18 protein-coding genes, 1 tRNA gene, 2 riboswitches and 1 other annotated feature are annotated in these 19,806 nt (G+C 69.1%); of the genes, 6 read left to right on the forward strand and 13 right to left on the reverse strand.

Features of this window, described 5'->3' with window-relative positions; translation table 11 throughout:
* Nucleotides 1–22 precede the first annotated feature (22 nt).
* The 5 genes from AC1DSZ_RS12580 to bluB all read left to right on the forward strand — a co-directional run bounded on the left by AC1DSZ_RS12580 (nt 23) and on the right by bluB (nt 7,301).
* Nucleotides 23–2,125 (forward strand): uroporphyrinogen-III synthase, encoded by a 2,103-nt coding sequence (locus tag AC1DSZ_RS12580; protein ID WP_476838708.1) that lies wholly within the window; start codon nt 23–25, stop codon nt 2,123–2,125.
* A complete protein-coding gene (locus AC1DSZ_RS12585) occupies nt 2,122–3,981 on the forward strand; it encodes a heme biosynthesis HemY N-terminal domain-containing protein (RefSeq protein WP_476838709.1) in 1,860 nt (619 codons plus the stop codon). Before AC1DSZ_RS12580 ends, AC1DSZ_RS12585 begins: the two co-directional genes overlap by 4 nt.
* Before the next feature lie 90 nt (nt 3,982–4,071).
* A tRNA-Thr gene (locus tag AC1DSZ_RS12590) sits at nt 4,072–4,147 on the forward strand.
* A gap of 179 nt (nt 4,148–4,326) precedes the next feature.
* Nucleotides 4,327–4,432: riboswitch (TPP riboswitch) on the forward strand.
* Between the two features lie 50 nt (nt 4,433–4,482).
* Nucleotides 4,483–6,324: a phosphomethylpyrimidine synthase ThiC gene (thiC, locus tag AC1DSZ_RS12595; protein ID WP_476838710.1), complete on the forward strand. Its 1,842-nt coding sequence runs from the start codon at nt 4,483–4,485 to the stop codon at nt 6,322–6,324.
* Nucleotides 6,325–6,367: 43 nt separating this feature from the next.
* Nucleotides 6,368–6,547, forward strand: a riboswitch (cobalamin riboswitch).
* A gap of 43 nt (nt 6,548–6,590) precedes the next feature.
* A complete protein-coding gene (bluB, locus tag AC1DSZ_RS12600; protein WP_476838711.1) occupies nt 6,591–7,301 on the forward strand; it encodes a 5,6-dimethylbenzimidazole synthase in 711 nt (236 codons plus the stop codon).
* Nucleotides 7,302–7,334: 33 nt separating this feature from the next.
* Here bluB and folK read toward each other — a convergent pair whose 3' ends face one another.
* The 12 genes from folK to AC1DSZ_RS12660 form a co-directional block, all read right to left on the reverse strand.
* The gene (folK, locus tag AC1DSZ_RS12605) at nt 7,335–7,820 is read right to left on the reverse strand and encodes a 2-amino-4-hydroxy-6-hydroxymethyldihydropteridine diphosphokinase (RefSeq protein ID WP_476838712.1); all 486 of its coding nucleotides are present in this window, start codon (nt 7,818–7,820) and stop codon (nt 7,335–7,337) included.
* Nucleotides 7,813–8,178: a dihydroneopterin aldolase gene (gene folB, locus AC1DSZ_RS12610; RefSeq protein WP_476838713.1), complete on the reverse strand. Its 366-nt coding sequence runs from the start codon at nt 8,176–8,178 to the stop codon at nt 7,813–7,815. The genes folK and folB overlap by 8 nt, the downstream gene beginning before the upstream one ends.
* A gap of 70 nt (nt 8,179–8,248) precedes the next feature.
* Nucleotides 8,249–9,085: a dihydropteroate synthase gene (folP, locus tag AC1DSZ_RS12615; RefSeq protein WP_476838714.1), complete on the reverse strand. Its 837-nt coding sequence runs from the start codon at nt 9,083–9,085 to the stop codon at nt 8,249–8,251.
* Between the two features lie 116 nt (nt 9,086–9,201).
* Nucleotides 9,202–9,831, reverse strand: a complete 630-nt coding sequence (locus AC1DSZ_RS12620) for a hypothetical protein (RefSeq protein WP_476838715.1) — start codon at nt 9,829–9,831, stop codon at nt 9,202–9,204.
* 197 nt (nt 9,832–10,028) lie between these two features.
* Nucleotides 10,029–11,216, reverse strand: coding sequence for an efflux RND transporter periplasmic adaptor subunit (locus AC1DSZ_RS12625; RefSeq protein WP_476838716.1), 1,188 nt, complete (start codon nt 11,214–11,216; stop codon nt 10,029–10,031).
* A 2-nt stretch (nt 11,217–11,218) separates the two neighbouring features.
* Nucleotides 11,219–13,564 (reverse strand): ABC transporter permease, encoded by a 2,346-nt coding sequence (locus tag AC1DSZ_RS12630; protein WP_476838717.1) that lies wholly within the window; start codon nt 13,562–13,564, stop codon nt 11,219–11,221.
* Nucleotides 13,561–14,316: an ABC transporter ATP-binding protein gene (locus AC1DSZ_RS12635; RefSeq protein ID WP_476838718.1), complete on the reverse strand. Its 756-nt coding sequence runs from the start codon at nt 14,314–14,316 to the stop codon at nt 13,561–13,563. Before AC1DSZ_RS12635 ends, AC1DSZ_RS12630 begins: the two co-directional genes overlap by 4 nt.
* Before the next feature lie 36 nt (nt 14,317–14,352).
* Entirely contained in the window at nt 14,353–15,063 is a 711-nt protein-coding gene (locus AC1DSZ_RS12640; RefSeq protein WP_476838719.1) for a CBS domain-containing protein, read from the reverse strand.
* A gap of 213 nt (nt 15,064–15,276) precedes the next feature.
* Nucleotides 15,277–15,660 carry a hypothetical protein gene (locus tag AC1DSZ_RS12645; RefSeq protein WP_476838720.1) on the reverse strand — a complete coding sequence of 128 codons (384 nt, stop codon included), beginning with the start codon at nt 15,658–15,660 and terminating at the stop codon, nt 15,277–15,279.
* Between the two features lie 136 nt (nt 15,661–15,796).
* Nucleotides 15,797–15,852: a sequence feature (sul1 is cis-regulatory element that is thought to sense ions involved in sulfur or methionine metabolism; They are found in Alphaproteobacteria), on the reverse strand.
* Between the two features lie 170 nt (nt 15,853–16,022).
* Nucleotides 16,023–16,670 (reverse strand): general stress protein, encoded by a 648-nt coding sequence (locus AC1DSZ_RS12650; protein ID WP_476838721.1) that lies wholly within the window; start codon nt 16,668–16,670, stop codon nt 16,023–16,025.
* 36 nt (nt 16,671–16,706) lie between these two features.
* A complete protein-coding gene (locus tag AC1DSZ_RS12655) occupies nt 16,707–17,084 on the reverse strand; it encodes a hypothetical protein (RefSeq protein WP_476838722.1) in 378 nt (125 codons plus the stop codon).
* Between the two features lie 57 nt (nt 17,085–17,141).
* Nucleotides 17,142–17,336, reverse strand: a complete 195-nt coding sequence (locus AC1DSZ_RS12660) for a hypothetical protein (RefSeq protein WP_476838723.1) — start codon at nt 17,334–17,336, stop codon at nt 17,142–17,144.
* Nucleotides 17,337–17,711: 375 nt separating this feature from the next.
* Here AC1DSZ_RS12660 and AC1DSZ_RS12665 point away from each other — a divergent pair, with 375 nt between their 5' ends.
* Complete coding sequence (locus AC1DSZ_RS12665; RefSeq protein ID WP_476838724.1) at nt 17,712–17,921, forward strand: hypothetical protein; 210 nt, start codon at nt 17,712–17,714, stop codon at nt 17,919–17,921.
* 21 nt (nt 17,922–17,942) lie between these two features.
* Here the strand turns inward: AC1DSZ_RS12665 and AC1DSZ_RS12670 are convergent, their stop codons facing one another.
* On the reverse strand, nt 17,943–19,784 hold the full coding sequence (locus AC1DSZ_RS12670; protein WP_476838725.1) for a glucan ABC transporter ATP-binding protein/ permease: 1,842 nt from the start codon (nt 19,782–19,784) through the stop codon (nt 17,943–17,945).
* Nucleotides 19,785–19,806: the final 22 nt, after the last annotated feature.

A 19,806-nucleotide genomic window follows, 5' to 3' on the forward strand; every position in this document is an offset into this window, starting at 1 on the left:
CGTTTCAGGATCATCGTCCCGCATGCAGGTTCTTCTCACGCGCCCCGAGAACGACGCCGCCCGCACGGCCGAGCGGCTGTCGGCTTTCGGCCATTTGGCCGTGATCGCGCCGGTCCTGAGCATTTCGCCCACGGATGCGCGCCTGCCCGCGGAGGGCTTCGACGCCCTCGTGGCGACCTCCGCCAACGCGCAGCTGGCGTTCCGGTCCGGCGTTCCGGACGGCTGGGCGGCGCTGCCGCTATTTGTTGTCGGCGATCGCACGGCCGAGCCCTTCCGGGCGCTCGGTTTCGAGCGCATCCATGCGGCCGATGGGGACGCGACGTCGCTCGCGGCGCTGATCCGCACCCACGCCGCTCCGGCCGCGCGGCTGCTGTATCTGGCCGGGACCGACCGCAAGCCGACCCTGGAAGGCGCCCTGATCGACGCTGGCTTCGCGCTCACGGTCCTCGAAACCTACCGGGCCGAGGCCGCGCCCGCGCTGCCTGTTGCGGCCGCCGAGGCGCTGCGGGCCGGGACGCTGGACGCCGTGCTGCACTATTCGCGCCGCAGCGCCGAAATCCTGTTCGCGCTCGCGTCGCACGAACGGCTGGGCGACGCGCTGAAATCGCTGCGCCACCTTTGCCTGTCCGAGGATGTAGCCCGCGCGGTGCGCGGCCTCGGCGGCGCAACGGTGGAAACCGCGCCCGGAAACGGCGAGGCGAGCCTTCTCGCGCTGCTGGACGCCGGACCTGCCCCCTCCATCTCCGAACGGATTGGTGGTGAGGATGCGGCCGGTGAGGCTATAACGAACGAACAGACAGGCTCCGGTGGAGCCGCCCGACCCGAGCGGAGCATCATGGCTGAGACGGATCAACGCGGCGGAGGATCCCGAAAGCGGGGTGGAACGCGAGGTGAGCCGGCCGTGCTCGACCTGACGGCCGAGACGATCGCGGGCGGCGCGTCTGCGACCCCCACTGATGCGGCGACTTCGGCAAGCGACATCGCCGCCCCGGCGACCGAGCCGGCGAATCACCCCGAAGTCGCGCCCGACCCCATGACCCCCGAGGCGCCGGGAGACGAAACGGCGCCCATTACGCCGTCTGCAGCCGATGCGGAGGCCACCGCCGCGGCCGCCGAACCCGCGCCCGAGTCCTCCGCCGCCACGTCCGTGCCCTCGGCCGGCCGGCTGGACGCGCCCACGCGCAGCGCGGACCGCTCCTCCGGCGCGCTCGTGCCCGCGGTCGCCGGCCTGATCGGTGGCCTGCTGGGCGCAGGTATCGTGGCGCTCGCGCTCTACGTGTGGAGCGGAGCCGCCGACGTCAACGAGCGCCTGACCCAGCTGGAGACCGGCGTGGGCGAGAAGGCCACCCGCCGCACCCTGGAGGCGCTGGAGAAGCGCGTCGGCGCGAACGAGGCCGCCCTGCAGGGCTCGCGCGCCGACCTGGACGGCCTCGCCAAGCGCCTGCCCGCCGACCCCGCGACCGCCCTGGCGCAACTCACCGAGCGCCTCGACAAGGTCGAGAGCGGCGTCACCATGCTGGAGAGCCGCCCCGCGACCCCGGCGGTCGCTCCCGCGCCGCCCCCGCCGCCGCCCGTCCCGGCGCTTGGCGCGCGCGAAAGCGCCGTGCTGACGGTCGCATGGCTCGTGCGCGACGATCTTGGCCGCGCCCAGCCCTATGCGCGCGAGCTGAACGCCCTGAAGGCCGCGAAGGTCGACGCCGGCGCCCTCACTGCGTTGGAAGGCTTCGCCGACAAAGGCGCGCCGACGGTGGCGCAACTCTCGGCCCAGTTCGCGCCGCTCGCCGAGAAGCTCGCCAGCCCGGCCCCGGCGCCCACGCAGGGCACCGCCTGGGAGCGCATGCAAAGCCGCATCACCGGCCTCTACAAGGTTCGCCCGCTGGGCGAAGCCGCCGGCGAATCCAGCGCCGCGATCGCGGCCCGCGCCGACGCGGCCCTGAAACGCGGCGATCTTGCGGCCGCGGTCGCGGAACTCGACAAGCTCCCGGCCGACGACAAGGCCGCGATCAAGCCCTTCCTCGATCTCGCCCAGGCGCGCCTCGCGGCCGGCCGTGCGGCGGATGCCCTGGTGACCACGGCGGCCGACCAGGTTCTCGCGGCCACGCAATCTGGAGGCGCGGCCCGATGATCCGCACACTCGTCTTCATCGCGATCCTGATCGGCCTCGCCTTCGCGGGGGCGTGGCTCGTCGAACAGCCCGGCCAGGTGGTCGTCACCCTGCCCCGCTACGGGCAGATCCAGACCACGTTGATCGGCGCCGCGGCGGCGCTGGTCGCCTTCGTGGTCGCCGTGCTGGTGCTCTGGACGGCGCTGCGCTTCATCCTGCGGCTACCCTCGATCCTGAGTTTCACGGCCCGCGCCCGCAAGCGCGCCCGCGGCTTCTCGGCCGTATCCCGCGGCATGATCGCGGTCGGCTCGGGCGATCCCCGCTCGGCCAAACGCTACGCCGCCGAAGCCGCCAAGCTGCTCGGCAAGGAGCCGCTCGCGCTGCTGCTCAAGGCCCAGGCCGCCCAGATGGCGGGCGATCGCGGCCAGGCCGAGGGCGCGTTCCGGCAGATGCTGGACGACAACGAAACGCGGGTGCTCGGCCTGCGCGGCCTCTTCGTTGAAGCGCGCCGCAAGGGCGACCTCACGGCCGCCCGCGCCTATGCGGCCGAGGCCGCCCGCCTCGCCCCCTCGGTGGCGTGGGCCGGCGAGGCGCTGCTCGAATTCCAGTGCTCCGACCAGGACTGGACCGGCGCTCTCGCGACGCTGGACCGTGGCGCCCGCAGCCTCGACAAGGCCGCCGTGAAGCGCCAGCGCGCCGTGCTGCTCACCGCCGACGCGCTCGCGCGGGCCGAGCGCGAGCCCGAGGCCGCGCTGCTGCGCGCCCAGCAGGCCGTGAAGCTGGCGCCGGGCCTCGTTCCCGCCGCCGTGCTGGCCTCCCGCCTCCACGCCCGCCGGGGCGAATTGCGCCGCGCCTCCAAGGTTGTCGAGGCCGCCTGGGCGCAGGCCACGCATCCCGACCTCGCCACCGCCTACATGGACGTGCGCCCCGGCGATTCGGGCCGCGACCGGCTCGCCCGGGCCGAGAAGCTGCTGGCCCTGCGCCCGCATGATCCGGAGGGCCGCATCGCGGTCGCGTCCGCGGCCCTGCATGCGCGCGATCTCGTGCGCGCCCGCAAGGCGCTCACGCCTCTGCTGGAAGGCCGGCCGAGCACGCGCGTGTGCCTGCTGATGGCGGATCTGGAGGAAGCCGAAGGCTCCTCCGGCGGCGTGCGCGAATGGCTGTCCCGCGCGTCTCGCGCGCCACGGGACCCCGCCTGGATCGCGGACGGCGTGATCGCCGATCGCTGGGCTCCGGTGTCGCCCGTCACCGGCCGCCTCGACGCCTTCGTGTGGGGCGCCCCCGTGGAGCAGATCGAGGCTCCGGCGGCCGAGCCCACGCCGGCGGCGCCCACCACCGCCCTGCCGCTGCCCCCGTCCGAGGACGTGCTCGCGGATGTCGACGAGGCCCCCGCGCCCGTGCTGGCCGACAAGCCCCAGCCGGCGCCGACAACGCTCGTGCCGCCTGCTCACGCGGCTCCGGAGCCCGCCGAAGCGCCGTCCGCGACGCCAGCCGAAGTGATCCCGCCCGCGATGCCGCCCAAGGCCCTGGAGGCTACGCCTCACCCGGCGAACCACGGCGACGATCGCCCACCAGTCCGGGAGGCTTCGCCGTCCCGGGAGGCTCCGGCCCTGCGCGTCGTCTCCGACACGCCCCAGGCAGCCGTTCCGCAACCCGGTGCGGCGGCGGCCATACCGCCAGCCGATAAGCCCGCCAGCGCGGCGCGGTTCGACGCTCCTGCGCCCGGCCCAGCCGCCACGCCCTCAATGGCTGTCGACGGCCGCTCGCGCCGGGTCTCGCCGCCCTCGGAGGTGATCTTCCCGCTCGCCGCCGCCCCGGACGACCCAGGCCCAGGCCCGGAACCGTCTCGCCGCGGCTCGATCACGTTCCTGCAATGATCGAGGGCGGCCCAGCCGCCCTCCTTTCTCTCCCAATCGGCACGGCCCCGCTTGCCAACGCAGCCGGTTCCGTCTAAGACCACGCCCGTCGCCGCAATAGCTCAGCTGGTAGAGCACCTCATTCGTAATGAGGGGGTCGGGGGTTCGAATCCCTCTTGCGGCACCACTTTCCATCTCCAATCGCTGATTGTTCGCGGGCTCACGAAGTGAGTTCGGCCCCAATCCCACATCTGTGCCCACAGCTCAGCCGCCGAGCGGCTGTTCGTCGACGCGCTTCGTGCGCCGCGGCGGGAGGGGAGGGGGTTCGCGCGCTGTTGACCGCGCGAGCGGCGTACGAATAGGCTGGTCCTATCCGAGGGGCGCCTGCTTCGGCAGGCTGAGACGGCGCAAGCTGGACCCTTTGAACCTGATCCGGGTCATACCGGCGGAGGGACAGGATCTCATCTTGCCACTACGCATCTGCCCCGGATTTCCACGCACGCCTGTGCTTTGGAGGTCCTCGTGAACACTCATGTTAAGCTCGATCCCGCGTCGCCCTCGACGGTGACGACCGGCCCGCTGCCGGCCTCGCGCAAGGTCCATGTCCCCGCGCCCGGGTTTCCCCAGGTCACCGTCCCGGTGCGCGAGATCGTGCTCAGCGCCGGAACGCAGGAGCCGCCGCTGCGCGTCTACGACGCCTCCGGCCCTTACACGGACGCCGACGCCGTGATCGATCTGGCTGCCGGCCTGCCCGAGGCTCGCTCTCTCTGGCTTTCGATCCGTCCCGGCCTCGTCGCCGCCCAGCCCCGAGCCGTCCGGCCCGAGGACAATGGGTCCGTCTCGGCCGACGCGCTCGCCCCGGCTTGCCCAGCCGAACGGCGGGTCCTGACCGGAACTCCGGGCGCCCTGGTCACCCAATACGAGTTCGCCCGGGCCGGAATCATCACGGAAGAAATGCGCTATGTCGCCGCCCGCGAAAATCTCGGCCGCGAGCTGCCCCTGGCGGGCGCGGAAGAAGCGCTCGCGCACGGCGAAAGCTTCGGGGCCGCCATTCCGGCCCATGTCACCCCGGAATTCGTCAGGCAGGAGATCGCCGCCGGGCGCGCCATCATCCCGGCCAACATCAATCACCGCGAGCTCGAGCCGATGATCATCGGCCGCAACTTCCTCGTGAAGGTGAACGCCAATATCGGCAACTCGGCCGTGACGTCGTCGGTCGCCGAAGAGGTCGAGAAGATGGTCTGGGCGATCCGCTGGGGCGCCGACACCGTCATGGACCTCTCCACCGGCCGCAACATCCACAACACCCGAGAGTGGATCCTGCGCAATGCGCCGGTTCCGATCGGCACCGTCCCAATCTACCAGGCGCTCGAGAAGGTGCACGGCGATCCCGCCAGGCTCGACTGGGAGGTGTTCAAGGACACGCTGATCGAACAGGCCGAGCAGGGCGTCGACTATTTCACGATCCACGCCGGCGTGCGGCTCGCCCACGTGCCGCTCACCGCCCGGCGGGTCACCGGCATCGTCTCGCGCGGCGGCTCGATCATGGCGCGCTGGTGCCTTGCCCATCATCGCGAAAGCTTCCTGTACGAACGCTTCGACGAGATCTGCGCCATCATGCGGCGCTTCGACGTGTCGTTCTCGCTGGGTGACGGCCTCCGTCCGGGCTCCATCGCGGACGCCAATGACGCCGCCCAGTTCGCCGAGCTCGACACCTTGGGCGAGCTCACGAAGGTCGCCTGGCGCGAGGGTTGCCAGGTCATGATCGAGGGCCCCGGCCACGTGCCGATGCACAAGATCAAGGCCAACATGGACAAGCAGCTCGCGACCTGCGGCGAAGCGCCCTTCTACACGCTCGGGCCACTGACGACCGACATCGCGCCCGGCTACGATCACATCACCTCCGGCATCGGGGCGGCCATGATCGGCTGGTTCGGAACAGCGATGCTCTGCTACGTCACCCCGAAGGAGCATCTTGGCCTGCCCAATCGCGACGACGTGAAGACCGGCGTGATCACCTACCGGATCGCCGCCCACGCGGCGGACCTCGCCAAGGGGCATCCGGCGGCGCAATTGCGCGACGACGCCCTGTCCCGCGCCCGGTTCGAATTCCGCTGGGAGGATCAGTTCAACCTGTCGCTGGATCCCGACACCGCCAGGGAGTTCCACGACGAGACCTTGCCGAAGGACGCGCACAAGGTCGCGCATTTCTGCTCGATGTGCGGTCCGAAATTCTGCTCGATGAAGATCAGCCAGGACATCCGGGCCGACACCCTCGCGGAGGAGGAACGCCAGAAAGGCCTCGCCGCCAAAAGCGCCGAGTTCGTCGCCTCGGGGGCGAGCCTCTACGTGCCGCAAGGGTGAGACGCGCAGCCGGGGCTGCGCTGGCGCGCAGCTCCGGCGCGTGGCATCATCGGTCCGTTCAGGAGCCCGAACACTCGGGAGAATCGGGAAGGCGGTGAAACTCCGCCACGTGCCCAACGCTGTAAGGGGGACCGCTTTCGCTGGATGCCACTGGCTTTTGCCGGGAAGGCGCGGAAACGGGACGATCCCAAGTCAGAAGACCGGCCTGAACCCATAGGGCACGCTCGCGGACGGAGCGCGGCCAGCTTCGATCTGTGAGGGGAATCATGGACGCGAATGGGCTGTTCTCCGACCAGGAGCGCACGGCCGTATACGACTGCATCTTTAATCGGCGAGACGTGCGCGGCGAGTTCCTGCCGCGCCCGGTACCGCCCGAGGTGATCGGGCGCATCTTGCGAGCGGCGCACCACGCTCCGTCCGTCGGCTTCATGCAGCCGTGGGACTTCATCGTGGTGAGCGATCCCGCCATCAAGGCCGCCCTTCACGAGGCGTTCACGGAGGCGAACAATGAAGCCGAACGGCGCTTCGATCCCGTGCGGGCGCGGGCCTACCGAAACCTGAAGCTGGAGGGCATCCGCGAGGCGCCGATCGGCGTCTGCGTGACGTGCGACCGGAACAGAGCGGGGCCGGTGGTGCTGGGGAGGACGCACCAGCCTGACATGGACATCTACAGCGCCGTCTGCGCCGTCCAGAACCTGTGGCTGTCCGCCCGGGCCGAAAACGTGGGCGTGGGTTGGGTGAGCATCATCAAGTCCGAACGGCTCCGCTCGATCCTGGGGATCCCGGATGAGATCGTGCCGGTGGCTTATCTCTGCCTCGGCTATGTCAGCACGTTCAACAAGGAACCCGATCTCCAGGCGGCAGGCTGGGCGAAACGGGCCGAGCTGCCGGCGCTGGTCTCCTTCGATCGGTGGGGAGCTCACGATGAAAATAATCCAATCTTCAACGCCGCGCGGGCGAAAGCTCGCCGACCCTGACCGTCGCCGGGCGATGGGCTCGCGCCGGCGAGCTCATCCCAGTCGCCGGATTCCCGACGCATCCAGGCGCGCGAGGGCCTGTGCGACGGACGTTCCCCCGATCAGCAGGTCCGGGCTGATCTCGGCCAGTGGCGCGAGAACGAAAGCGCGGTCCATCATGCGGGGGTGCGGAAGGGTGAGATCGGGGCCTTCCAGAACGACGCCCTCGTAGGCCAGAATGTCCATGTCGATCAGCCGTGGACCCCAGCGCTCGACGCGCACGCGGCCCATGTCATGCTCGATCGCAAGAAGCAGGTCCAGCAGCTGCCGCGGGCCCAGATCGGTCTCGATCTCCGCGCAGGCGTTCACGAACCAGTCCTGCGCAACCGGCCCCCAGGGAGGAGTGCGGTAATCGCCGGAGCGCGCGATCACGCGCACCTCCCGGTCGGCCAGCCGGCGCAGCGCGTCCGCGATGGCGGCGCGCTTGGCGGCCGCGTCGACGCCGATATTGCCGCCCAGGCTCAGCCACGCCCTAGCCACGGCGGCGCTCGATCTCGACCGCGACCGTATCGAGGATGTGCTGCACCGGCGCCTCCGGTTTTTCCACTTTGACCGTCACGGCCTGGACGCGCGGGTGGGCGTCCAGCACGGCTGAGGCGATCGCTTCGGCAAGGCCCTCGATGATCTTGAAGCGGCGCTGTGTCGCGATCCCGACCGCAAGATCCGCCAGGGCGCCGTAGCATACGGCCTGGTTGTAATCATCCGCCGCGCCGGCCGGGCGAAGATCCAGCTCGCAAGTGAGCGTGATGTAGAAACGCTGGCCGAGGGTCGCCTCCTCGGGCAGCACGCCATGGCGTGCATAAACGGCAAGGCGCGAAAGGGTGACGCGGTCGGTCATGAAAGCTCCTGGCGCGAAGAACTGCTAGCTCGCGCGCGCGCATCCGGCTGGAAACATCGCGGCGCGCGGTTCACGTCGCGTTCGGGGGGTATCCCGCGCCGCCACGATCGCGCCAAAGCGCGTCGAGGGTGCGCACGGCGTCGACATGCGCTTTCACGTCGTGAACGCGGATGATGTCGGCGCCGCCCGCGATCGCAGCCGAATGGGCCGCGAGCGTGCCGAAAATCCGGCTTTTCGGGGCAACATCGTCGCCCAGGATGCGGCGCAGAAAAGATTTCCGCGATGCCCCGACCAGAACGCGAAATCCGAACGCCTTGAGTTCGGCCACGCGCCGCAACGCATCCATGTTCTGCGCCCAGCTCTTTCCAAAGCCAATCCCGGGATCGAGGATCAGCCTCTCCTCGCGGAGCCCTGCATGGCGCGCCAGCCCGATGGTGCGATCGAAGTAGCGCCGGAACTCCTCGACGATGTCGAGCGAGGGATCGATCGTCTCCCGGTTGTGCATGACAACCACGTCGCAGTCATGGTCGGCCGCCACCGCGACCATGTCCGGGTCGCGCTGGAGACCCCAGACGTCGTTGATGATGCGAGCCCCGGCGGCCAGCGCCTTTCGGGCGGTGTCCGCACGGTAGGTGTCGATCGAAATGGGGCGCGACAGCGCCGGCGCGAGGGCCGCGACCACGGGGAGCACGCGGCGCTGCTCTTCCTCCGCGCCGATCGCCTGATGCCCCGGACGGGTGGATTCACCCCCGAGATCGACGATGTCGGCGCCCTCGGCTTCGAGGTCCTGCGCATGGCGGATAGCCACCTCGGGATCAAAGAAGTCGCCCCCGTCCGAGAACGAATCCGGGGTGACGTTGACGATGCCCATGATGAGCGTGCGGGCGGGGAAGCCAGGAGGCTGCATGGCGGTCCACTCGGTCTAGACGCGCCCGCTTATCGACCCGAAATGCACCTCTGTCGAGAAGCGGCCGCAGATGTTCGCGACGGTTGCGGCGCTCGACACGCCTCAGGCGGCCGCCCTCATTCGCGAGCGTCGGAGGGCTTCAGATCCGGCGGCGGCGCTTCTGCTTCGGCCGCAAGCGCGGCTCGGAATTCACCGAGCCGGGCGCGGTAGCCCTGGGCGTCGCCATATTCCAGGAACTCGTAATAGCGCTTGTGCGGGTCGCTGATCCGCAGCGCGTGCTTGATCGGGCACCAGTACTGCTCCGTGCGGCTGCCGATCTCACGCACATACGCGATCACGCCGTTCGCATAGCTGCAATAAAGGCAGTTCAGCGCCTCGATCCAGTTGAGGTAGCTGAGGTGGCGCCGGTCGAGGCTGACGAAGTCGCTGCGCCGAACCCGCGGTATCGCGTAAGCCCGAAAGCAGACGGCCTGGTACAGGCTCGCGCACCCGTCCAGCATCGCGATCGGCACGACCAGCGAATAGATCACCGGGGCGGTCACGATCTTCACGAGGTTGGAGTGGGCCAGGAAGCTCGCGACGGTGACGCGCAGGCGTTTGTTTTCCATCGCGATCCCGTGCTCGAAGGCGACGAGCCGCTTTTTCACCGTCCAGCCGAGCACCTTGCGGCGGGCCTCGATCTCGCGATCCAGCTCTCCCTGAAGGCGCACGATCTCGCCCGCGAGTTCCCGCATCCGTTCCGTCACTGGCCGGTAGCCTTCCATCGTTGGCGGGGCGAAGACCGACGCGCCGGAGCAACCTGGCCTGGGGTCCAACGACGCCCCGCGGGCGCGCGCTGACGCATCACGGCGCGCCGCCGGACGCCGAACCGCCACGCTGCGCATGGTTGCGGCAGGCGCGCAAGCACGTTCGAGTTGGGTCCGAAGAACTGAGCGCTGCGTCGTTACCGGGTGGCGACCCGGCCGCCGTCGACGAGGCTGGTCGGGGGAAAGACCACGAGCCGATCACCCACCGCGAGCCCCTGCGCGACGGCGGCCACCTGCGCGGTGCGGCGGATCACCTGCACGGCGCGTTCGCGCGCCCGCCCGCCCTCGATCACGAACGCCGCCCAGCCGTCGCCCCGGCGGAACAGGGCGCTCGCCGGCGCCAGAATCGCGTCCTGGATCTCCGCTACCGCGATACGGACATCGACCCGAAAGGCGTCGCCGAGTCCCGACCAGCTCGGGCGCGGGCTCGTGATGTCGATCACCACCCAGACACGCTGCTCTTCCACCCCAAGCGCCGAGACCTTGGTGAAGCCCGCCGGCTCCACCAGGCGGACCTTGCCGGCCAGCGGCTCCGGTCCGCCCCAATGGTCGATCACAACGTCGGCGCCGGGCCGAACCTCGACGGCGTCCGTGGTCAGGAGGTCGACAACGATCTCCAGATCATGCGGATCGCCGAGCTCCACAAGCGGCGCGCCGCTCGGCACGACGGCTTCGCTTTCCTGGCTGAGCCGGAGCACGCAGCCGTCCACCGGGGCGGTGACGTCCCAGCGGTCGACGGTATCCTGGTCGTTATACCGCGCCAGCAGCGCCTTCGCCTGCGCGAGCTCGTGCTCGGCGGCATGGCGGCGCAGTTGCGCGGCCTCGCGGTCGCGTTGCGCCAGCCGCAAGGCGAGTTCCTCGCGTTCGAGCTGCTGGGCCGATGAAATGCCCTTCTGGTTCAGGGTCTTTACGCGGTCGGCGTCGGCGCGGTTCTGCGCCTCCTGTTCGGTGGCGCGCTCGAGCCGGGCCTGCGTTTCCTGGACGGTGGCTTCGGCGGCCCCGACCCGCTCTTCGAGTTCGCGCCGGGTCCGGCTCTCCAGCAGCGGCGGCAAGGACGGAAGCAGCGTCGCCACCGTGTCCGCCTGCCGGACGGCGTCGCCGATTTTCAGCCGGGACCGCAGCACGCGCCCCGCCAGCGGGGCGGACACCACGTAGCGATTCCGGATGCGGGTCCTGCCATCCTCCTCCACGCTGGCGCGAAACACGCCCCGGGTGACCTCGCCCACCTCCACCAGGCTGGGCCTCGGCCAGAACGCCCACGCCAGCGTGGCGCCGATCGCGATCGCGGCCAGCACGCCGATCAGAGCCTTTCGGGTCCAGGCCATCGTCACTCCCGCGTCTTCAACGCAGCCACGAGATCCAGCCGGTCGACCCGGCGCCGCACCAGCAGCGCGCAGCCGATACCCGCAAACGCAACAGCCAGCGCCGCGATCGCGTAGGTGGGAGCGCTGATCACGACCGGGATCTGGAAGCTCTCATTGTCGCGCAGCGCCAGCAGGCCGGCGACGAGCTGCCGGGCGAGCACGAGGCCAATCGGGATCGCGATCAGCATCTGTGCGGCGAGTTCGGCCAGCAGGATGCCTGACGCCTCGCCGCGCGTGAAGCCCAGCACGCGCAGGCTCGCGAGTTCCCAGGCGCGCTCCTGCAGACCGATGCGCGCGCTGTTGTAGACCACGCCGACCGCGATCATCAGCCCGAACAGCGTCAGGACGACCGCAGACACCACCACCATCCCGGCGATTTTCTCGTCGAAAACCTGCAGCCAGACGCTTTTCACCGCCACGGCGACGACGCGCGGCCGGTCGGACAGGGATCGCCAGATGGCGGACGCGCGTGCGGGATCCACCCTGATGGCCGCTTGCGAGATGCGGTCGCCCTCGCGCATGAGGCGGTTCAGGGCGTCGATGTCGATATAGGCGCTGAAGCCCAGAAGTTCGTCCGCGAGGGCGACGACCGGCACGGCGGCCGCCGGGCGTTTTCCGTCGAGCGCCTCGACCACCAGGGTCGAACCGACGCCGACGCCAAGCCGCTCTGCCAGCCCGCGGGTCAGCGTCAGACCGTCCGGGCGAACCGCAACCGGGCGCAGGTCCTGCTCCCGGGGAACGCGCAGCTGCGCGCCGGCCGAAAGCCCCGTCAGCCCCAACCGATAGTCTCGCGGACCGGCGCGGAGGCGGACGGGCACGACCCGCTGCCCCTCCACGGCCAGCACGCCCGGGATCGCGGCGATCTCGCGGGCGGCTCTTCCGGCGACCGGATCCGTGAACGACACCACCGCGTCGGCGCGGTCGACGCCCTCGAACTGGACCGCGATCATGAAGGCGAGCGCGTCCCACCAGAACAGCCCCATCACGATCATCGGCACGGCCATCGCGAGGCCGAGCACGGAAAGCATCGAGCGCACCGGCCGGCCCGCAAGCCCCCGCAGCGCCATCTTGGTCTTGGGCCGCCATCGACGACCGAGCATCACGTGGCTGAAGGCGGCCGGCGCCGCCGGGCGCATCGCCTCGGCAGGGCGCAGCGCCAGCACGCGGCGCACGGCCGAGAGCGCGCCCGCCGATCCGGCCGCCACGCTCAACAGCACCGCGAACAGCGGCACGAGCGCCGGCATCTCGTAGATGAGCTCCGGGAAGCGAAAGAACGGCCGGTAGTTGTTCAGCATGCCGTGGCCGTACCAGACGCCCATCGCCACCCCGCCGGCGCAGCCAAGGCCGCAGAGCACGATGACGAACTTGAGGTAGTGCATGGCGATGGGCAGGGACGGAAAACCAAGCGCTTTCAGGGCGGCGATCTGCTCGCGCTGCGCCTCGACCAGACGGGCAAGGACGATGTTGAGCAGAAAGGCCGCGATGCCGAAGAAGATCGTCGGCACGGTCAGCGCCAGCGTGCGCTGTTCGGCGAGTTCATCCGACAGGAACCGGTGCGAAGGCTGATCGCGCCGCCCATACCCGCCCCGTCCGCCATAGCGGTCGAGCACGGCGTCCAGCGCAGCAAGGACGGACTGTTCGGACGCCCCTGGCGCCAGGGTCGCGGCGACCGCGTTGAATGCGCCCTTCATGTCGAAGGCGGCCGCCACCGCGTCCTCGTCCGCCCACAACACCGCAAAGGTCCGATCGTCCGGCAGTGGATTGCCCGGCCGGGACGCGTAGACGTACTCGGGCGAATACGCGATGCCGGCGACGCTGAACGCCTGCATGCGGCCGTTCAGGATCACCCGAATGGGATCGCCCGGCTGCACCGACCAGATTTCCGCAAAACCCGCGCTGACGAGGACCTCGCTTCGACCAGGCTCGACCCAGCGGCCTCGCTCGAGCGTGAGCCTGTTCAAGGCCGTCTGGCCGGATGGCGGCAGGGACACGATCCGCCCCGCCACCGAAAGCGCCGATCGGGGCCAATCGAGCCGGACGTCCCGAACCACCCGGGCCTCGACGACGCCGACGCCCGGGATCTCGGACAGGCGCGGAAGCAGGCTCCTGGGCGCCCTTTCGACCTCGGCCCAGACATGGGCGAAACGGGTTTTGTCGTAGAAGCGGTCCTGATTGGCGACCAGCGACGTATAGGTCCCGACCGACCCGACCAGAACCGTCACGCCGGCGCCGATCAGAAGCGCGATCGTGACCACCTGAGCGCGAAGCGACCAGAGATCGCGAAGGAGCTTGCGGTCGAGCAGCGTCACCAGTTCAGCTCGCCGGGCGCGAGGCGGCGATCGTTGACATGCTCGCCGACGATGCGCCCACCCGCGAGTCGGAGCACCCGGTTGGCCATGCCGGCGATCGCGCTGTTGTGGGTGATCACCACCGTGGTGGCGCCGACATCGCGGTTGGCGCGGTCGATCGCCTGGAGCACGAGCTTGCCGGTTTCAACGTCCAGCGCGCCGGTGGGTTCGTCGCACAGCAACGCGTCCGGGCGTTTGACGATGGCGCGCGCCACCGCCACGCGCTGTTGCTCTCCGCCGGAGAGCTGCGACGGGAAATGGTCGAGCCGCTGCTCCAGCCCGACCAGCGAAAGAGCGTCCCTCGGCTCCATCGGGTTCTCGGCGATCTCGGCCACGAGCTGCACGTTCTCGAGCACCGTCAGGCTCGGGATCAGATTGTAGAATTGGAAGACAAAGCCGACATGCTCGCGGCGATAGCGGGTCAGGTCCGCCTCGCTCGAGCCGGTGAGTTCGTGATCGCGCCAGCGCGCCGTGCCCGATGTGGGCGCGTCGAGCCCGCCCAGGATGTTGAGCAGCGTCGATTTGCCTGAGCCAGACGGCCCCAGCAACACCACGAACTCCCCGGCCATGATGTCGAGGTCGAGGTCCCGCAACGCGAAGACGGTCGCCGCGCCGGCCCCGTAGGTCCGGCAGAGCTTGCGCGCCACGAAGACCGGATCGCCCTGCCGAACGGGCTGGCTCAGGACGGATGGGGGGCTGGCGCTCTCACCCATGCGGCGCCTTCCCGGTACCCCTCCGCGAGAAATCGCTCATGGGCCCGGCGGCGCGAACGCGTCGCTGAAGGGCACGATGGTGACCATCTCGTCGTTGACTGTCGTCACGCCGGGCACGTTCTCGGCCAGAACGCGAAGCCCGTCCCGCTCGCGGTCGTCGAAAACGCAGCCGGACAGCGTCACTGCGCCGTTTGTCACGGAGGGCCGGATCGTCGCCTTCGGCGCCCAGCCCTGCGCTTCGAACGCCGCCAGGAGATTGGCGCGGATATCAGCGTCCGACGCCGGGGCGGCGATCTTGCCGCGCGCCAGGATCGCGTCCAGCGCGCGCAGCAGGTCGGCGCGGCTGACGATGCCGACCAGTTGCCCGTTTCGCAGCACGGGGACGCGCTTGATCCGGTGCTTCTCCATGAGCTGAACGATGGCGCTGAGGTCCGTGTCTTCTTCGGCGCTCACAACGTCTGGCGTCATGACCTCGCACACCACACGCCCATGCGTCTGGGCGAATTCGGCGGACATGCGCCCGGGTCCGAGCAGGAACTCCAGCCATTTCGGCCGGTTCGGCTCGGTGGCGAGTTCCGACCGTCGCAAGAGGTCGCCCTCGGAGATCATCCCCACGAGGCTCCCGCCGGCGTCCGTGACCGGCAGCCCGCTGACCCGGTGGGCCAGCATCGCCCGGACGGCGTCCGCGAGCGGAGCCGTGTCCCTGACGGACACCACTCCGAACGACATCACGTCTTTCGCTTTCACGTGCTCCCCCTTTCGGGCGATCCGGGGCGTCGAAACGTGACCTGCGGGCGGAGTGAGCCGCCTCGCCTCGGCCAGCGCGCCCGGGACCGAACCCAGACCCGCACAAACGCCGCGCAGGCCCGAGGCGCCCGATCATCGACCATCACGTCGACGCAGGCGCTGACCTGGATCAATCAAGGGGGGCGATTGCCCTTGTCGCCGGCCTGGGCCGGCTCAGATACATCCCAGGCGAGCGGCGATGTCGAGCCACCCGAGGCCGCCGACGAACGCCAGGGATCCGCGTTCGGCGAAGAAGCGCGCGAGACGCTTGTCGATCGCCAGAATCTCCGGGCCGAGCCCCTCGACGAGCCGTCGAAGCACCGCGAGCGCGGTTTCCGGAACCGCATAGGAGCATCGCTCGCCGTGAAAGAGGTTGCCGAGCTTCACGACCTGGCCGTTCCGCTGCAGCACCGCGAGGGCGCGCCGGACCGCCGAGCGCTGCGCGGGGGTGGGTTCGTCGACGTCATAGATCGTTCGCGCGAGGTTTGGAGCGCTCATGTGCTCGACCTGGCGCAAGGCATCCAGGATGCCCTGCTCGACGGGACGCTTCTTCGTCATGGCTGGCGCGCCATGATGCGCAGATCGGAAGACCCGTCGCGCCGGACGGTTTTGGTTAATATCATGATGACGAGGATCCGCATAAGCAAGACGAGCGCGCTACGGAGTTGAGCGGCGTCAAAGTCTCGGACATTTGCGTTGTCCGGCGGATCGGCGGCCGGAAGAGCCACCCGGAATCTCACCGGGTCCTTGCGATAAGCTTTTTTAGCCGCCCCCCGCGCCGGTCGCAATACGCTAATTGAGGGTGATCGCGCCTACGACTTGCGGCGATGAGCCCTTCCCCAACGCAAAACCGCCGCCCGGGGGAGCCCGGGCGGCGGTCTGCTGCGGCGGCGACCGAAGAAGCCGCCCGCGATATCAGGTCAGACCGTGTAGGAGCGAACCCGGGTGCTGCCCAGCGTGGTGTCGCGACGAACGCCGGCCGCCGTCGAGGCGGTCGGGACGGCGGCGTCCGCGCCGGTGTAGCGGCCGTTCCAGCCCTCGGAGCGCCAGGTGGACTCGCGCTGGCTCAGGTCGATCGTGCCCTCGTCGTCGAGGATGTCGACGATCTGCGCGTGGTTGGCGTCGGTGGCCCGCACGGTCACGAGCGTGCCGCCGCGATGCACCGCTTCCGCGTAGGTGTGCGCGTCAGCCTCATCGACGCCAGCGCCGGCGAGCGAGCCCAGGATGCCGCCCGTGGCGGCGCCCGCCGCGGCGCCGACCAGGGTCGACGCGAGCCAGCCGGCCGCCACGACCGGACCGAGGCCCGGAATGGCCAGCATGCCGAGGCCGGCCAGCAGGCCTGCGCCGGCGCCGAGCGTGGTGCCGACCGTTGCGCCGGTCCCGGCGCCCGTCTTGGCGTCGTCATGCACCGGCGAACCGGTGGTGGCCGAGTAACGATCGCGCTCGGCGGCGTCGTTCGACACGATGCTGATGTCCTGGTGCGACACGCCGGCGCTTTCCAGGCGTCCCACCGCGGTGGCGGCGTCGGAATAATTGTCGAATACGGCGGCTACTGTTCTGCTGTTCATAACAAATCTCCAATGATCAAAATCGGGCGCGCAGGCTTACTCAGCCGCGATGTTGCCCTTGTAGTCGAAACCGACCGTGACGCTCTTGCCATTGTGCATGGCCTTGCCGCGCCAGATCCCCTGATCGTCTTTCTTCAGGTCGGTCACATTGGTGAGGCCGGCGCCTTCGAGCTTGGACTTGGCCTGGCCCTCGGTGAAGCTGTTGGCGCCCTTCTCGAGCGCGCTCGACTTCACGATGTTCACCGTTCCGGACGTGTTCGCGCTGGAGGGCGCATTGCCGTTCGGGTTCACGGCCTTGTTGGACGATCCCGTCGCGCTGCCCGTTCCGGGCGAAGCGGGAGCGGGGTTGGTCTGGGCCATGGCCGCGCCGCTGAGCAGCAGGGCGGCGCTGACGAGCACCAAGACACGCTTCATGAATAATCTCCCGCAAAATGACGCAGCGGTGATTTGCTGCACCTGCCTAATTCATGGTCAACCTAAGTGTTCCATGAAATCTGCGTAAGAAAGATCATGGAGGGTGCTGCCGAGTTTCAGCTTCGGCATCCTTGCAGGCTCACCAGCAAGGAATTTTGCTGCCGAAACCTGAAGCGTGACTATAGCTGCGTCTTGGATCTGAATGGCAACGAGGCGCGCATCTTCGCGGTGTAGACGCGAAAAAGCCGCCATGGGTTACCCCAGGCGGCGTTCGCGGCAGTTCCCGAGCGTTCATGACGCCATTACATCCGTGGTCGGACGAAGGCTCGGGCCGCGCACCCACTCGGACAATCCGGGAAGCGCATGATTTATTAATGCCAAGCAAAGATGTCGAAATGATGACATCTATCAATCTTTCCTATTGTCGAGCGACCCTAATTGCAGTCTACTGTCTTGGCGCTCCCAAATCCGGTTTCGGATCATGAATGGTCGCGCAGAACGATGGTCTCACGATATTGAGAGACCCGGTGTTTTCAGGGTGGCGGGGAAAGACCTTGCCGCCAAGTCGTGTTGCTGAAGGATCCGTCACAATGGTTTGCGTGATAGACGGATCAGGAGGGTTTCGCCATGAGTCAGCTTGAGCGGCTCGAACATGTTCTGGCGCTGTGCTCCAGCGCCCGCCGTCTGGCCAATCCAACCCAGGAACCGCTGGTCGCCAGACTTCTCGACATGCTTCTTCTGGAACTCGGCGAAACGCTGGCGCAAACGCCCGGCCATCGTGTCCGGGTCATGCACGGCTTCATGCCCGAACAGGTGAACGCGCCGCCGGACTACTGATCGCGCCGGCGCGCGCCGAACTCACTTGCCCGCAGGAACGCCCGTCGCCGCCGGGACGTCCGTCCCCGCAGGGACGCTTGTGCCCGCAGGGAGGCTCGCCGTCGGCTTCGGCCCCTCGTCCATGAACTGCGCCTTGGCGAGCGCCGCGAAACGCCCGCCGGCCGCCACGAGCTGGTCGAAGGACCCGGTCTCGACGATGCGGCCATGGTCGAACACCAGAATGCGGTCCGCCGACCGGATGGTGGCGAGCCGGTGCGCGATCACGAAGGTGGTGCGCCCGGCCATCACCTCTTCGAGCGCGATCTGCAGCTTGGCCTCCGTGCCGGCGTCCAGCGCCGAAGTGGCCTCGTCGAGGATCAGGATGGGCGGGTCCTTCAACAGCGCCCGCGCGATCGAAATGCGCTGGCGCTCGCCGCCCGACAGGGAGCGCCCGCGCTCGCCCACCATGGTGTCGACGCCCGCCGGCAGCCGCTGGATGAACTCGGCCGCCTGGGCGCGCTCCAGCGCGAGCGTAATCTCAGCGTCCGTGGCGTCCGGCCGCCCGACCCGCAGGTTCTCGTCGATCTCGCGCGCGAACAGCATCGGCTCCTGGAACACCACGCCGATGTTGCGGCGGAGCGACGTGAGCGACACGTCGCGGATGTCCCGTCCGTCGATGCGGATATGGCCCGATTGCGGGTCGAAGGCGCGATGCAGCAGGCCCAGCGTGGTCGACTTGCCCGAGCCGGTCGCGCCCACCAGCGCAACTGTTTCGCCCGGCTGCACGGCGAAGCTCACATCCGTCACGGCCGAGCGCTTGCCGTCATACGAGAAGCTGACGTCCTGGAACTCCACCAGTCCGGTGGCGCGGCCGAGATCCGGCGCCCCCGGCGCATCGCGCACGGCCGGCGTGGTGTCCAGCACGTCGAAGAACTCCTGCAGCTTCGGCACCTGCAGAAACAACGCGTTGATGAAGGTCACCACCTGCTCCATGCGGGAGATCAGCATGGTGGCGAGGCTCATGAAGGCGACGATCTGGCCCACCGTGGCGAGGCCCTGCAGGTTCAGGTAGGTGCCGAGCAGGAAGATGCCCAAGATCGTCAGCGTCGCGGAGGCGCGCGTCGCCACGGCGGCGAGCGCCCACCAGGACAGTACCGGGATCTGCGCCTTCAGGAGCTGGTCGGTCAGGTCCCGCATCGCCCGGGTCTCGTGCTCGATGCGGGTGAAGCTCTGGATCACCGGCACGTTGCCGAGCGCGTCCGAGGCGTGCTCGGCGAGGGACGAGTTGTAGCGCTCAACCGAGCCCTGCATGGTCTCGGTCTTGCGCAGCACGCTGGTGGTCAGGATCGTGAACACGACCATCAGGATCACGAGCAGCAGGCCCAGCCGCCAGTTGATGAACAGGCTCAGCGGCAGCAGCACCACCAGCGTCACGAAAGACGCGAAGTGCTCGCGGAAAAACGACAGCAGCAGGCCCTGCATGCCGCCGGCGCCATCCAGCATCACCTTCAACACGCGGCCCGAATGCGTCGCCGTGTGGAAGGACAGCGGAAGGGTCAGCACGTGCTCGAAGAAGTTCGCCATCACGGCCAGGCGTCGGCGATGCGCGATACGGTCGGCGTGCAACGCCACCAGCACGCCGCCCGCGATCGTGAACAGGCCGAAACCCACCCATGCGGCGATCACCGGCGCGAGCTCGCCCCAGCTGGGCGCGACCTTCACGGCCTGGGCGTGCGACAGGAGATCGATGATCTTGCCAAACAACAGCGGCTCGGCGAATTGCGCGACCGCGAGGCCGACATTCGCCATGGCGAGCAACACGCCCAGGCGCGCCTCGGGGCCGAGTTGCTGCAAGACGCGGACGTAAAGACGAAAAGTCGACATGTCGGTACTCAGGCTGCCTTGG

This window comes from Alsobacter sp. P4_H11, assembly GCF_056400925.1.